The organism is Amycolatopsis sp. NPDC051061, from assembly GCF_040682935.1.
Classification (GTDB): Bacteria; Actinomycetota; Actinomycetes; order Mycobacteriales; family Pseudonocardiaceae; genus Amycolatopsis.
The window spans coordinates 57,836-72,008 of sequence record NZ_JBFBBZ010000040.1; the positions used below are offsets into that span (position 1 = coordinate 57,836).

The window sequence follows — 14,173 nt, forward strand, 5'->3', positions numbered from 1 at the left end:
GGTGGCGGGTTTCGATCACCCGACCGGTATGCCCCGGTGCCGGACGTCATGAAAGGGTCGTTCATCGCGTCGGACGACATGAAAGGGTCGTTCATGACGTCTCGGCCTCACTCGCCGGCGACCGCCCGGGACCGCACCGAGCCCGCCCGCCGGATCCCGAACGGCTGCATCCGGCTCTCCGCGCGCCGCATGTCCCACGCCGCGCCCATCGCCGTGTACTTGGCCAGCGCCGCCCGGAACGCGATCCGCGCGTCGTCCAGCCTGCCCGACTCCGCCAGCAGGATCGCCGCGTCCTCGGTCGCCTTGGCCTGCTTCAGCAGCCGGCCCGCCGCTCGGTAGTGCGTGACCGCCGTCAGCACCGGTTCCGGATCGCCGGTCACCAGCCCTCGGCAGTGCGCGGCCGCCGCCGCGTGGGCCGGCGGTACCTCGCCCTCCGGAGTCAACAGCCCCACCGCCCGCTGGGCGAGGCCGGACTCGCCCAGCCACAAGCTGAGCCGCACCAGGTCCGGCAGCCACTGGTGGCGCGCCGCCGGCGGGTAGTTCTCCTCCAGCAGCGGCAGCAACGCGGCCAGCGCCGCCTCGGGCCGGCCGTCCTGCTCGGCCAGCAGCGCCCGGGCCGCGAGCAGGAAGTCACCGCCGTCGGGCTCGAGCCCCGGCGGCCACTGCTGCCGGCCCGCCGCGTCGACGTGCGTCCGGGCCAGCACCGGCTCGTCGCGGTGCCCGGCGATCAGCGCGCCGACGCCGTGCACCAGCAACGCCGAACCCGGGCTGCGCAAGACGTACGACGCCGTTTCCGCGCCGTCGCGGATCACCGCGTCCAGCTCGGACAGGGCCTCGGACCAGCGGCCCAGCCAGTAGTAGTGCACCGCGCCCGCCAGGTGCATCTCGCCCGGCACCGCGCGCGTCGCGGCGATGCGCCGGGCGGCGGCCAGGGGCTCGGCGGCCTCGTCGAGGCTGTCGAGGGTCGGCACGGACAGCGCCGCGTCGTCCAGCGGGTGCAGCCCCGCCGGTGCCAAGGCCGTCTCCTCGCCGAGCCGCTCCAGCGTGGCCAGCAGCGACTCGTGGCGCCCGCGCCACATCTCCGGGACGTCGGCGTCGTCGAGCGTCCGCTTCAGCTCGGCCGTCGCCTCGGCGAAGTCGCCGCGCCGGTAGTAGACGTAGGCCAGGATCCAGCGCATCTCGGCGGCGCGCTTGCTGTCGGATGTCCGCGCGACGACCGAGCGCGCCTCCGCCTCGGGTTCGCGGCCGAGCCAGAACAGCAGCCGCGCGAGCGTCGCGGTCAGCGTCTCCCGCGCGTCCGGCGGCAGCGTGCCCTGCGTGACGGCGTGGCGCAGCAGGTCGACGGCGACGCGCGGGGTCTCGGTGGCGACCGCGCCGATGTTGTCCAGCAGCCACGTCGTCACCCACGGGTCGACCTGCGGGGGCGCGGCCGCGAGCTGCTCGGCGACGCGGTCGGCGGGGGCGCGCGCGGCGGCGAACGCCTCGGCCAGCTGCCGGTGCAGCGCCACCCGCATCGCCGCGGGCGTCTTTTCGTAGAGCACGCGGCGCAGCAGCGGGTGCCGGAACGCCAGCCGGGCGCCCGATTCGACGAGCACGCCGGACGTGATCGCCTCGTCGACCGCGCCGACCAGCGCCGTCGGCGGCCGTTCGGTGGCGACGGCGATGTCCGAGAGGGAGAATTCACGGCCCAGCAGCGCGGCCCAGCGCAGCGTGTCGCGGGTGCCGCTGGAGAGGAAGCTCAGGTACAGCGTGATCCGCGACCCCAGCGGCGCCGGGATGGTCTGGTACGGGTTGCCGTCGAGGTGCGCGTGCACGCCGTCGAGCACGATCAGCGACTGCGCCAGCAGCGACTCGACGATTTCCCTGACGTAGCGCGGGTTTCCGGACCCGTGGGACACGAGAGTCCGCAGCCCGGGCCCGGGTGGCGCGCCGACCAGCTCGGTGGCCAGCCCGTGCGTGTCCGCGTCGGCCAGCGGCGGCAGCGCGAGCACGGTCGTGACATCGTTGTCGAGCTCGGCCCGCAGGTCGTCGAGCGCGGCCGGTCGTGGCACCGGCCGGCACGCGCCGACCAGCAGCAGCGGCAGCTCCCGCGTCTCCCGGCTCAGGTGGCGCCAGACGCGCAGCGTGGTGTCGTCGGCCCAGTGCAGGTCGTCGACCACGAGCACCAGCGGCGCCTCCGCGCACAGCTCGCGGACCAGCCCCAGCAGGCTGTCGACCGGGTCGTCGCCGGACCGCTCGGCGAGCCGGGCGGCCAGGTTCGCGCGGCGCTCGTCGGTGGCCCGCGGGTGCACGCCCAGCGCGTCGAGCAGCGGCCGCAGGGCGAACCGCTGGTCCAGCGCGTCCGCCGCCGCGAAGGCGGGCCGGAAGTCCTGAGCCATGGCGAGCAGCTCGGCCAGCAGCGCCGTCCGGCCGCTGCCCGGTTCGCCTTCGAGCCACAGCGAACGCCCGGTGCCCGCACCGAGTTCGGCGACGGCTTCGCACAGCCGGGCCAGCTCGGCCTCCCGGCCGAAGAAGACATCGGCGCGCTCCGGCATCGTCGTGACGGGCGAACGCGGCACGTGCACGGCCGGCGGTGGTTTCGGCGCCGGCTTCTCCCGCAGCTCGTCGTGCAGCCGCCGCAGCGCGGGGCCCGGCTCGGTGCCCGAGGACTCGACGAGCCTGTCCCGGACGTCGGTGTAGACCGCGATCGCCTCGGTCCGCCGGTCGGAGCGGGCCAGCGCGCGCATGAGCAGGCCGCGCAGCGTCTCGCGGAAGGGGTGTTCGCGGGTCAGCGCGGTCAGCTCGGCGATGAGCTCGGCGTGCCCGCCCGACTCCAGCACGAGCTCGGCGCGACGCTCGATCGTCGCCAGCCGCACCTCGGCCAGCCGCGCGCGCTGGGCGGCGGCGAACGGCCCGGGCAGGCCCGACAGCGGGACGCCGTGCCAGAGGTCGAGGGCTTCGTCGAGGACTTCGCGAGCACCGCGCGAGTCGCCGTCCGACTGCTTGCGCTGGGCCAGTTCCCGCAGGGTTTCGAACCGGTGGACGTCGATCGCGCCGGCGTCCAGGCGGAGCGAGTAGCCGGACCCGATCGACGCGAGCAGCTGCGGGCCCTCGCCCTTGGCGCGGCCGGGTTCGAGCGCGCGCCGGAGGCCGGAGACGTAGGTGTAGATGGAGCCCTGGGCGCTCTGCGGCGGCGCCTCGCCCCAGACGGCGTCGATCAGCTCCTCGCGCGAAACCGTGCGGCTCGGGTTCATCGCCAGTACGGCGAGAACCGTCCGACGGTGCGCGGAGCCGAGGTCGAGCTCCGTTTCGCCCTGCCACGCTTTGACCGGGCCGAGCATTTGGAGTCTCGGTGCGGAGCCGTCCGCAGCCGACATCGGTCTCCCTTCGTGCGCTGACGAATCGTCACGCGCCGGATGCCTGACGTGAGCATACGCGGACCCCGTGAACCGGCAGGCAAGGATGGCGGACATTCGGGCAACGGCGGCCGGGCGGGGTTCCGCCGGGCCACGGCGTGCGACACCCTCGGGTCGCCGAGACTTCGAGGAGCCCCAAATGGCCGCAGCCGAGCCGACGGAGGACATGAAGCGCGCCGCTGTCCGCTTCGCGTACGCCATCGAGGCGGCCGGTGCGCACCTCCGTGACGTCAACAGCGAGATGGCGATGGCCCAGGTAGCGTGGCGCGGCGAGGCGTCGGTGCGGTTCGGCCAGGCGATGAGCGACTGGGAGCAGGAGTTCGACGTGATGCTTTCGCGGCTGGTCCGGCTGTTCGAGCTGACCGGCGGCGGCGTGCCGAGGCAGCGGCGGTCATGACGCGCCGCGAGCTCGAGTTCGGCTTCGCCGATCTGGTGCTGGACCGGATGGGGGCGATCACCGGCGAGCTGGGCGACCTGCTCGCCGAGCTGGAGTCCACTGTGGAGCCGGAGCTGGCCGGCTGGACCGCCGAAGCGCGCGAGGAGTACCTGCGGGCGAAGCGCGACTGGGGACGCGCGGCCGAGCGGATGCCGGGGTGCCTGGAGCGGGCCCGGGAGGCGGTCGGCGAGCTGGCCCGCGGCGTCCGGTGACTTCTTCACGCGCGTGAAGACGGAATAGGGAAGGCGTGAAGACCGGCCGTCCACACTGGGTCCATGAAGCCCGTCGAAGTGACCGTCCTCGCCTCGGACCCGATCACGCACGCCGGCGCGGTGACCCTCCTGGAATCGCATCCGGACGTCCGGATCACCGATCTCGTGCCCGACGTGCTGCTGGTGATGGAGGAGCACGTCACCGAGGCGGTGCTGGGCGACGTCCGGGCCGCGAAGGCGTCGCACGTCGTGCTGGTGGTCGAGCACTTCCGCGAGAGCGACCTGATGTCGGTGCTGGAGAGCGGCGTCGTGGCGATCCTGCCGCGCCGCGAGACGGGCGGCGCCGAGCTGGTGACGGCGGTGCTCGCCGCGGGCGACGGCACGGCCAACCTGCCGCCGCGGCTGCAGGGGGCGCTCCTTTCGCAGGTCCAGCGGATGCGCAAGGACGTCCTGGAGCCGAACGGGCTCACGCTGTCCGGGCTCGCGGCGCGGGAGTGTGACGTGCTGCGGCTGGTCGCCGAGGGCTTCGGGACCGAGGAGATCGCCGCGAAGCTGTGCTACTCGGAGCGGACGGTGAAGAACGTCCTCTACGGCCTGATGACGCGCTGTGGCCTCAGCAACCGCGCCCACGCCGTCGCCTACGCGCTGCGGGCGGGCGCGATCTGAGACGTTTTCCTTGCCGCTGTCACCTTTTGGTGGGCTAGGGTCACGATCATGGTGTCGACCGCTGCAGAAATCGCGGCTTCCGTCCGGGCCGGGGACCTCGATCCGGTCCAGGTGACGAAGGAAGCCCTCGACCGGATCGCCGCGGCGGACGGCGTCGTCGGCGCGTTCCGCCGGGTGCGGGCGGAAGAGGCGCTCGCGGAGGCCGCTTCGGTGGCCGGGCGGCCCGATCTCGCTTCGCTGCCGCTGGCCGGGGTGCCCGTCGCGATCAAGGACGTCACGGAGATCGCGGGCGAGTACGCGTCGCACGGTTCGCTGGCGGGGCCGTCTTCGCTTGCCGGGGAGGACGGCGTGATCGCGGCGCGGCTGCGGGCGGCCGGCGCGGTGCTCGTCGGGCTGACGCGGGTGCCGGAGCTGTGCGTCTGGCCGATGAGCGACACCCCGGACGGCATCGCCCGCAACCCCTGGGACCCGACGTACGCGTCCGGTGGTTCGTCCGGTGGCAGCGCGGCGGCGGTGGCGGCCGGGCTGGTCCCGCTGGCCCACGGTACGGACGGCATGGGCTCGGTCCGGCTGCCGGCGGCGATGTGCGGGCTGGTCGGGCTGAAACCGGGCGCGGACGTGCTGGCCGAAGGCGGCTGGTTCGGCATGTCGGTGCACGGCCCGCTGGCCACGACGGTCGCCGACGCGGCGCTGCTGGTCTCGGTGCTGGCTTCGGATCCTGCGTTGGCTGTCGTTTCGCCACCGCCGGCTTCCCGGATCGGGATGTCGACGACGGTGCCGCTGCTGCACACGCCGGTGCCCCGCGAGCTGGTCGCGGCGGTCTCGCAGGCGGCGGGGCTGCTGGCGTCGGCCGGGCATTCGGTGTCGCCGTCCGCGCCGCGCTACCCGGCGACGATGGTCCTGGGCATGACGGCCCGCTGGTGCGCGGGCCCGGCTCGGCAGGCCGCGGGCTTCGACTTCGGCCGTCTCCAGCGCCGGACGCGCACGCACGTGCGGGTGGGCCGGTTGATCGAGCGAATGGGCCTGATCCGCTCGCGCACGCGTGACCGGTGGATTTCGCGGGCTTCGGAGTTCTTCGAGTCCCACGACGTGTTGATGACGCCGACGCTGTCGCACTGGCCGGTGAAGGCGGGCCGCTGGCACGAGCGCCGGTGGCTGACGAACGTCCTGCCGTCGACGCGCCTGGCCGGGTTCACGGGCCAGTGGAACCTGGCGGGCTACCCGGCGATCACGGTCCCGGTGGGCCGGTCGGTCCGCTCGGGCCTGCCGACGTCGGTCCAGCTGGTGGCTCGCCCGGGAGGAGAGTCGCTGCTGCTGGGTCTGGCGGCCCAGCTGGAGTCCGCGAACCCCTGGCCCCGCACCTCCCGCAGCAACTGAAGCGCCCCAATGTGGCCTTCGGTGCGTTCAACGCACCGAAGGGCCCCTTGGGTGCGTTCAACGCAACCAAGGCCACATTGGGGCGCTGTGGACAACTCGCGCCGGAGCTCCGGAACTGTCGGTGCCCGCCGGTAGCGTGAAAACGGGGGCTGCTCAGGCCGGAAAGCCGTGAAGGCCTCCTTACCGGCCATAGACGCCGGTAAGGAGGCCTTCACGGCACTTCAAAACCTCAGGAACCCGGCTTGCTCGCGGTCGGCGACAGGGGCTTCACGCCGTTGCCGTTCCCGTTGGCCGGCTTGGTCGCCGGGCCGTTCTGCCTCGGCGCGTTGGCCGGCTTCGCGGACTGAGCGGGCTTCGACGGTGCCGCGGCCTTCACCGCCGGCTTGGCCGAAGCCGGGATCGACGGCTGCACCACCGGCACGACCGGCGCCGAAGGCGTCGTCGCGGACTCCGGAGACGCCACCGAGTCGCCGCCCACCAGCTTGGCCGCCTGGGTGATCACCGCTTCCTCCGGCAGCGTCGCCAGCTGGGTCTCGCTGCGGTTGAGGATGTCTTCCGCCGCCGCGAGGCTCTTGCGCGCCTGCTCGCGGATCTCCGCCAGCCGCTCGACCTTGCGGTTCGCCGCCGTCGTGCGCTGGGCCGCCTGGGTCGTCGCCTCGTCGAGGCGGCGCCGGGCTTCTCCCGTGGCCTCGTCGAGCCGGCGCTTGGCCTCCGCCGTCGCCTCCGCGAGCCGGCGCTCGGCCTGGTTCTTGCTCGCCGTGCGCTGGTCGGCGACGTGCTTCTCCAGCGCCGCCTTCTGGGCCGCCAGGGACGACTCGAACTCGCGCTCGAGCTTCCGCCGCTTCCGCTCGGCCTCGTTGTCCAGCAGCTCGCGCCGCTGGGCCGCCTCGACGGTCAGCCGCCGGACCTCCGCGCGCGTCTCGGAAAGCGCGTTCTCGTGCTCCGAGTGCAGCAGGTCGGCCTGCTTGTCCAGCTCCGCGACGAGCTTCGTGTACCGCTCGCGCAGCTTCTTCGACGCCTCGGTCGAGCCCGCCCACGTCTTCTCCGCGGCGGCCTCGGCGCGCTTGATGATCTCGTCCGCGCGGGCCTGCGCGAGCGTGACCGTGCGCTGCATCCGCTCGTCGAGGTCCTCGAGCCGCTCCGGCGGCTTCTTCAGCTCCTCGATGCGCGCTTCCAGCGAAGCCATCTGCGACCGGGCCGACTCGGCGTCGCGCGCGGCGGCGGCGGCCTGCGCGGCGGCGGCATCGCGTTCGCTGAGCACCCGGCGCAGCTGGGACTCGACGTGGTCGAGGTACTGGCGCACTTCGTTGCGGTCGAAGCCGTGCCAGGCCTGCGTGTATTCACGACGAAGGGGAAGGAGGCCGTTGAGGGCGGTTGCGGCGGGGTCGCGCTCAGGAACCATGCGCCCGACCGTACCCGGGCACCGTCCGCTTACGCCCTTCGGCTTAACAAATCATCAACACGTGTCGTGACCCCGGCGGCGCGTCGCCGGAATGGCCGCATCCCCGAAACGCAGCGTTACCAGTGGAAGCCACGCGAAAGCCGGGCGAGCGCCATCGCCGCGCGCGAGAGGTGTTTCTCGCCACGCCCGATCTTCAGACCGCCCGAACCGCCCGCCGCGGCCGAATCCGGGAAAATCCGGAAACCCTGGTACGCGACGGCGTCGGTGAGGCCCGGCGTGAGCGTGTACGCCAGCCCGATCGCCTGCCCCGCCGGGGTGCCGATGTGCTTGGGCCGCTCGACCAGGGCCTTCAGCACCATGTCCGCGGCCTGCTCCGGCGACTTCGTCGGGAACGCGTCGTAGATCTTCGTCGGGCGGATCATCGGCGTGCGCACGAGCGGCATGTGGATGGTGGTGAACGTGATCCCGTCGCCGTGCGTCTCGGTCGCCGCGATCCGCGAGAAGTAGTCCAGCGCCGCCTTCGACGCCGCGTACGCCGAAAAGCGCGGCGCGATGCCCTGCACGCCGATCGACGACACGTTCACGATGTGCCCGAACTTCCGCTCCGACATGTGCGGCAGCACCGCGAGGATCAGCCGGACCGCGCCGAAGTAGTTGATCGCCATCGCGCGCTCGTAGTCGTGCATCCGGTCGTACGACAGCTTGATCGACCGGCGGATCGACCGCCCGGCGTTGTTGACCAGCATGTCGATCCGGCCGTGCTCGGCCAGCATCGCGTCGACGGCCTTGCGCACCGAGTCCTCGTCGGTGAGGTCGGCCGGGTACACCGACGCCGTGCCGCCGGCGGCGACGATCTCGTCGCGGACCTCTTCCAGCTCGTGCTGCCGCCGCGCGACGAGCAGCGGGACGCCGCCCGCCGCCGCCACCTTCAACGCCGTCGCGCGGCCGATGCCCGAGGACGCGCCGGTGATGATCACGCGGCGGCCGTCCAGCTCGCCGCGGGGGCCGTGCTTGCGCGCGCGGAACGGGTCGAGGTGCTCGCGCCAGTAGCGCCACAGCGTCGGCGCGTACTCCTCCAGCCGCGGCACCTCGACGGTGCCGGCCAGCGCCTTGCGCGTCTCGGCCGAGGAGAACACCGACGGGAACGCCATGGTGTCCAGCAGCACCGGCGGGATGCCGAAGCGCTCCATCACCGCGTCGCGGGCGATGGTGACGCCGGGGATGTGCTCGGTCAGCTTGACCAGCCCGACGATCCGCTTGGAAAGGCCTTCGCCGAGCTGCGCGGTGATCGTCGGCGCGCCCGCGGCCCTCGCGAAGGCGTTGTACACGGACACGACCGGTTGCGGCTCGGGGTTGACCAGGTGGAAGGCGTGGCCGTCGAGCCCGGGCTTGACGACCAGCTCCAGCAGCGCCTTGGCGACGTAGTCGACCGGCACGATGTTGGTGTCGCCCAGGTCCGGGCCGACCAGCGGCAGGACGTCCGGCAGCCCGGCGAGCCGGTTGATCGCCGGGAAGAGGTAGTACGGACCGTCGATCTTGTCCATCTCGCCGGTCTCGGAGTGCCCGACGACGACCGCGGGCCGGTACACCCGCCACGGCACCTCGTCCTGCTCGCGGACGATCTTCTCGGCCTCGAACTTGGTCCGGTGGTACGGCGTGACCAGCCGCTGCCCGGCGTCGAACATCTCCTCGGTGAAGACGCCTTCGTGGTCGCCCGCGACGGCCACCGAAGACACGTGGTGCAGGCAGCCGGCGCGCAGGTCCGCGGCGAGGCCGACGACGGCGCGCGTGCCGTCCACATTGGCCTTGATGCTTTCCTCGTCGTCGGCGGTGAGGTCGTAGAGCGCGGCCAGGTGCACGACGTGGTCGACGTGCCCGCGCAGCTCGTCGCGGTCCGTTTCGGACACGCCGAGCAGCGGCTCGCCGAGGTCGCCGGTGACCAGCGTGACGCGGTCGGAGTGCGGCCACTGGTCGACCAGCGCGGCCAGCTTCGCCTTGCTCGACGCGCGGACCAGCAGCGCGACGCGGTCGTCCTCGGGGCGGGAGAGCAGCAGCCGGGTGAACTGGCGCCCGATCAGTCCGGTCGCCCCGGTCACCAGAAACGTCGCCATCGTCTTCTCACCTCTCGCCGCCTCGCCTGACCCTGGGCATTCTGCTGCATCCGGCCGTCAGTGACCACCTTGTGACGACGTGATGTTACCCACGAGTAACTTAGGCGGGGTCCGCGACGACGACGCGGTTCTCCTCGTAGCCGTCCGCACCGCCGACCCAGCGGCCCCCGCACGTCACCAGCACGACGCGGTGCGGCCCGGACTGACCGAACAGGTCGTCGGCCCGCGCGGGCAGGTCGTCCTTGTGCACCGTGACCAGCTGGGAGATCCGGTAGCGCCAGGGCTTGCCCGCACTGTCCACAATGGTCACGACGCCGCCGATCTTCGCGGACCAGAGCTCGGCGAACGGCCCGGTGGCGCCCCGCCAGTTCACGTGCCCGGCGAAGACGCTGGCCCCGCCGGCGGCGTCCAGTCCGGCGCCCCACCAGGTCGCCTGGCCGAGGTCGTTCGGGATGGGCAGCTCACCGCCGGGGCCGAGGTCCTTGCGCACGAGGGAGGCGGTGCCGCCGGCGGGCAGCCGGACGGTGCCGGGCGGCTGCGGCGGCGAAGGCGGCGGAGGGGGTGGTTCCGAAGTCCGGGCCGCCGGCGCGGCCGGGGTGGCGCTCGTCGTGGCCGGCGGTGGCGTCGCCGGAGTGGCCGGACGCGCGGCCGGAGCGGCGGCGCCCGCGGCGGGCAACGCGGTGCCGGCCACGACCGCGACCGGCGGCGAGGCGACCACGGTAGCGCCGAGCTGCACCGCGAGTACGGTGGCCGCGCCGAGCGCGAAGCCGGCGATCAACCGGCCACGACCGCCTCGATTTCGGCGGCGACGGGTCTGCCAGGCGTCGGCGGCCGGCCAGTCGGTGCCGCGTTGCCAGTCGCTGCTCTGCCGGTCGCCGGCCGGCCACTCGTCGCCGATCCGCCGGTCGGCGCCGCCCTGCCACTCGTCGACGAACCAGCTGTCGTCCTGCCAGCTCTTGCCTGCCATCCCCGGCTACCTGCGCGAAGCCCGCCGCGCGGCGAAGCCGACCAGCCCGGCGCCCAGCAGCACCAGGAGGCCGAGCCCGGCCAGGCCCGGCGTCGAGTAGCTCGTCTCGACCGCGCCCCGCGCCTGGGTGACCGGCGCGTCGCCGGCCGGGATCGCGCGCGGGACCTCGTTCGGTTTGTTCGTCACGGTCAGGGCGAGCGTCTCGCCCGGCTGCACCGTGCCGCACGCCGACGGCGGGTTCTGCGGGTCGTACGCGTTCGTGTAGCCCGGTGGTGGGCTCGCTTCGATGACGCAGACCGCCTGCGGCGCGCGGAGGTTCTCGACCGTCACGCCGCCGGTCGCGCCGTCGGTCGTGACGACCGCGGGCTTGCCGTCGGCGCCGGTGAGCGGCTTGCCGTCCGGGCCGAGCGCCGCCGACGTCCGGTCCTTGCCGGTGAGCCGCAGGACCGCGCCGCCGACGCCCTTGCCCGTGTTCGCGTCGGCCTTGGTCACCGTCACCCGACCTGGCTTGGCGAGCGCGACGACGCCCTGCGCCGTCAGCTCCTTCTCGCCGCCGGTGGAGACGACGCGCTGCTTCGTGGTGTCGACCGGCACCCGCACGTACGGCCGGTCGGCGGGCGCGGACAGCGCGGCCTTCAGCTTGGGCTGGTCGCCCGCGGGGGTCAGCTTCACCCGCACGGTGCCGTCGGCGCCCGTCTTGAGCGTGACGCCCTTCGCGGCGCCCTGCGGGCTCGAGCTCCCGGCGGTGGCGGCGCTCTCGCCGTCGCCGAGGGTCGCGTCGGTCGCCGTCAGCTTCACCGGGACGTCGGGGACGCCCTTGTCCTTGGCGTTCTTCACCGTGATCGTCCACTCGGCGGGTTCGCCGGGGTACTGCGGGTCCTTCGGTGTGGTCACCGACGCCGTCCACGGGCCGCGGTTCGTCTCGGCTTCGGTCCGCAGCCGTTCGACGGCCGCCTTGGCGCTCGCGGGCAGGTGCGCGAGGTGTTCCGGCGCGTCGTAGGCGATCTTCGCGCCGGGCAGGGCCGGGTCGAGGTCGGCGGGCGTGCGGGGCGCCGCGGTCCAGGAGTGCAGGAGGTGGGCCAGCGCCGCGGCCTCGTCCGGGTCCTTCGTGCCGCCGTAGCGCAGCAACAGGTAGGAGATGTTCGCCGCTTCGTCGGCGGGGAGCTTCGTGCCCCACTTCGTGAGCAGCTCGTCACCCGGCCGGTACTTCTCGTCGGTGTCCGGCGCCTTGAGCTGGAAGCTCACGCAGAAGACCTGCTGACCGCCGACCACGTACGACCCCAGCCAGTCTTCGCCGGTGCCCTCCTGGCCCGCGATCCAGTGGCCGATGCCTTCCTGGCCGGCGGCGGACGCGGCGGTGCCGGAGAGCGTGCCGAGCAGCGCCGCGGCGACCAGGCCGATGAGCGCGCGGACGACCGCGCGCGGGCGTGTTGACCACCTCATGGTGTGTAGGCTCCTTCGTCGGACGCGCGGCGACGACACGGCGTCTCCGCAGGTCACACGATTGATCAACTCCCCGACGCGCGTACGGTGAACGACCGGGCACGCCAGGTGAGCGTCGCGCCGAGAGGGCCGGAGTGTCTACCGCCCTTCGGGTGGCGGTCGCCGAACGGTCGTGATCCCGGTCGCATACCGTGTCCGTCGTGGCCACGGGCCTGCCGTCGAGTAAAGTCGCCTTTACTCGACGGGAACCGCACGTACCCGGCGGTCGTTGAACCCGATGCAGCGTCGATCCACGAAGCAGCAGATCCAGGAGGATCAGGTGCGTTCCAGTAGCAACCCGGCGTTCCGCAACCTGCCCCGCGGCGGAACCCAGACTCACGGGCAGTACGGGCCCCCGGTGGGCTTCAACCAGACCCAGGGCGGCGTGCCCGGGTACGGTCCCGGGCAGGTCACCTCCGGTGACGACGACCGGCCGATGACCGTCGACGACGTCGTCGTCAAGACCGGCATGAGCCTCGGCGTCGCGCTGCTCGTCGGGATCGTGACCGCCATCTGGGCCCAGAACCAGCTGGCCGAGACCGGCCGGCTCTCCGGTGCCCTGATCGGCGCGATGATCGGCGGCCTGATCGTCGGGCTCGTCATCTCGCTGGTGATCATCTTCCGCCAGAAGCCGAGCGGCCCGCTGACGCTGGTCTACTCGGCCGCCGAAGGCCTCTTCCTCGGCGCGCTGAGCGGCGTGTTCGAGGTGATCTACCCGGGCATCGCGCTGCAGGCGATCATCGGCACCGTCGGTGTCTTCGTCGGCATGCTGGTGGTCTACAAGACCGGCGCGGTCAAGGTGACGCCGAAGCTGACCAAGTGGATCGTCGGGGCCGTCGTCGGCGTCGCGATCCTGATGCTGTTCAACCTGATCAGTTCGTTCGCCTTCGGCTTCAACCCGCTGCGCGACGGCAGCCCGCTCGCCATCGCCTTCAGCATCCTCTGCATCGGTATCGCGGCGTTCAGTTTCCTGCTCGACTTCGACCAGGCCGACCGGATGATCCGCGAGGGCATGCCGGCGAAGTGGGCCTGGTACACCGCGTTCGGCCTGATGACGACCCTCGTCTGGCTGTACCTGGAGATCCTGCGGCTGCTGTCCTACCTCCGCGAGTAACCTGGCTCACAGTTCTGCAGTGAAGGCGCTCCGTAACCAACGGGGCGCCTTTTCTGTGGGTAATTCGTGCATATGGGGACCCCGCTGCGGATCGTGCTCACCCTGCGTGTTTGATATCCGGGTCGGTTCTTCATTTCACATGTGTGAGGTTCACAGTGAGCGTTCCCCCTCCGGCCCCCGGGGGCCAGCAGCCGGTGGGTCAGCCCGATCCCTACGGGCCGCCTCCGGGCGGTCAGCAGCAGTACAGCCAGCCGGGCCAGTACGGCACCCCGCCTCCGGGCACCCCGCCGCAGGGCCAGCCCGGCCAGTACGGCCCGCCTCTGGGTCAGTACCCGCCGCCGCCCGGCCAGCCCGGCTTCCCGCCCGCGCCGCCGGCCCCGCCGAAGAAGTCGAAGGCCGGCCGGTTCATCGGGCTCGGCATCGGCCTGGTCGTGCTCATCGGCGTCGTGATCGCCGGGATCGTCGCGTTCGGGAACTCGCCGGCCAGCTCCAACGTCGGTGACTGCCTGTCGATCACGGAGTTCACGCAGGGCGGCGACGACCCGGCGAAGGCCGACTGCAACGACCAGAAGGCCAACGTCAAGATCGCCGCCAAGCTCGACAGCTCCGGCAGCGACTGCCCCGGCGGCTCCGACGCCGGCTACGACACCTACTCCGTCAGCGGCCGCAGCTCGTACAAGCTGTGCCTGATGATCAACGCGAAGCAGGGCGACTGCTTGGCGAACTTCTCGTCCAAGACCAAGGGCTACCAGAAGGTTCCCTGCACCGACCCGACGAAGGACGCCGAGCTCGTGAAGGTCGTCGCGGGCCAGGCGAGCGAGAGCGCCTGCGAGGGCACGGACGCCACCCGCGTCGCGATCTACCCGGAACCGGCGACGACGATGTGCGTCAAGACGAACGAATAGCCGTTACCCGTCGAAGGCCTTCTCGCGAGCTTCGCGAGGAGGCCTTCGACGCGTTCGGGGCACCCGGATTGCTCCGTTCGTCCCACACTGTGCGACGAGCTGCGGC

General features: G+C 72.6%; 11 protein-coding genes. 6 read left to right on the forward strand and 5 right to left on the reverse strand.

Translation table 11 applies throughout. The annotated features are described in order from the left end of the window. Nucleotides 1–107: 107 nt before the first annotated feature. Nucleotides 108–3,356 carry a BTAD domain-containing putative transcriptional regulator gene (locus AB0N03_RS38905; protein ID WP_364383100.1) on the reverse strand — a complete coding sequence of 1,083 codons (3,249 nt, stop codon included), beginning with the start codon at nt 3,354–3,356 and terminating at the stop codon, nt 108–110. A 178-nt stretch (nt 3,357–3,534) separates the two neighbouring features. Here AB0N03_RS38905 and AB0N03_RS38910 point away from each other — a divergent pair, with 178 nt between their 5' ends. From AB0N03_RS38910 to AB0N03_RS38925, 4 genes are all read left to right on the forward strand, one after another. Further along, complete coding sequence (locus AB0N03_RS38910) at nt 3,535–3,792, forward strand: WXG100 family type VII secretion target (RefSeq protein WP_364383103.1); 258 nt, start codon at nt 3,535–3,537, stop codon at nt 3,790–3,792. Continuing rightward, the gene (locus AB0N03_RS38915; protein ID WP_364383106.1) at nt 3,789–4,043 is read left to right on the forward strand and encodes a hypothetical protein; all 255 of its coding nucleotides are present in this window, start codon (nt 3,789–3,791) and stop codon (nt 4,041–4,043) included. Before AB0N03_RS38910 ends, AB0N03_RS38915 begins: the two co-directional genes overlap by 4 nt. A gap of 63 nt (nt 4,044–4,106) precedes the next feature. Next, complete coding sequence (locus AB0N03_RS38920) at nt 4,107–4,709, forward strand: response regulator transcription factor (RefSeq protein ID WP_364383109.1); 603 nt, start codon at nt 4,107–4,109, stop codon at nt 4,707–4,709. Nucleotides 4,710–4,757: 48 nt separating this feature from the next. Next, entirely contained in the window at nt 4,758–6,086 is a 1,329-nt protein-coding gene (locus tag AB0N03_RS38925; RefSeq protein WP_364383112.1) for an amidase family protein, read from the forward strand. Between the two features lie 229 nt (nt 6,087–6,315). Here AB0N03_RS38925 and AB0N03_RS38930 read toward each other — a convergent pair whose 3' ends face one another. The 4 genes from AB0N03_RS38930 to AB0N03_RS38945 form a co-directional block, all read right to left on the reverse strand. Next, entirely contained in the window at nt 6,316–7,488 is a 1,173-nt protein-coding gene (locus AB0N03_RS38930; protein WP_364383115.1) for a cell division protein DivIVA, read from the reverse strand. A gap of 116 nt (nt 7,489–7,604) precedes the next feature. After that, nucleotides 7,605–9,599 carry an SDR family oxidoreductase gene (locus tag AB0N03_RS38935; RefSeq protein ID WP_364383117.1) on the reverse strand — a complete coding sequence of 665 codons (1,995 nt, stop codon included), beginning with the start codon at nt 9,597–9,599 and terminating at the stop codon, nt 7,605–7,607. A 100-nt stretch (nt 9,600–9,699) separates the two neighbouring features. Further along, the gene (locus AB0N03_RS38940) at nt 9,700–10,377 is read right to left on the reverse strand and encodes a class F sortase (protein WP_364383179.1); all 678 of its coding nucleotides are present in this window, start codon (nt 10,375–10,377) and stop codon (nt 9,700–9,702) included. A 195-nt stretch (nt 10,378–10,572) separates the two neighbouring features. Then, a complete protein-coding gene (locus tag AB0N03_RS38945; RefSeq protein WP_364383120.1) occupies nt 10,573–12,009 on the reverse strand; it encodes a hypothetical protein in 1,437 nt (478 codons plus the stop codon). Between the two features lie 319 nt (nt 12,010–12,328). Between AB0N03_RS38945 and AB0N03_RS38950 the strand changes: the two genes are divergently transcribed. Both AB0N03_RS38950 and AB0N03_RS38955 read left to right on the forward strand, forming a co-directional pair. Continuing rightward, a complete protein-coding gene (locus AB0N03_RS38950; protein WP_364383123.1) occupies nt 12,329–13,162 on the forward strand; it encodes a Bax inhibitor-1/YccA family protein in 834 nt (277 codons plus the stop codon). A gap of 194 nt (nt 13,163–13,356) precedes the next feature. Beyond that, entirely contained in the window at nt 13,357–14,067 is a 711-nt protein-coding gene (locus tag AB0N03_RS38955) for a hypothetical protein (protein ID WP_364383182.1), read from the forward strand. The last annotated feature ends 106 nt before the right edge of the window (nt 14,068–14,173 follow it).

What these genes read in the sequence shown, in the direction of transcription:
- AB0N03_RS38905 (WP_364383100.1), bottom strand. Translation starts at nt 3,356, where the DNA reads ATGTCGGCTGCGGACGGCTCCGCACCGAGACTCCAAATGCTCGGCCCG.
- AB0N03_RS38910 (WP_364383103.1), top strand. Translation starts at nt 3,535, where the DNA reads ATGGCCGCAGCCGAGCCGACGGAGGACATGAAGCGCGCCGCTGTCCGC.
- AB0N03_RS38915 (WP_364383106.1), top strand. Translation starts at nt 3,789, where the DNA reads ATGACGCGCCGCGAGCTCGAGTTCGGCTTCGCCGATCTGGTGCTGGAC.
- AB0N03_RS38920 (WP_364383109.1), top strand. Translation starts at nt 4,107, where the DNA reads ATGAAGCCCGTCGAAGTGACCGTCCTCGCCTCGGACCCGATCACGCAC.
- AB0N03_RS38925 (WP_364383112.1), top strand. Translation starts at nt 4,758, where the DNA reads ATGGTGTCGACCGCTGCAGAAATCGCGGCTTCCGTCCGGGCCGGGGAC.
- AB0N03_RS38930 (WP_364383115.1), bottom strand. Translation starts at nt 7,488, where the DNA reads ATGGTTCCTGAGCGCGACCCCGCCGCAACCGCCCTCAACGGCCTCCTT.
- AB0N03_RS38935 (WP_364383117.1), bottom strand. Translation starts at nt 9,599, where the DNA reads ATGGCGACGTTTCTGGTGACCGGGGCGACCGGACTGATCGGGCGCCAG.
- AB0N03_RS38945 (WP_364383120.1), bottom strand. Translation starts at nt 12,009, where the DNA reads ATGAGGTGGTCAACACGCCCGCGCGCGGTCGTCCGCGCGCTCATCGGC.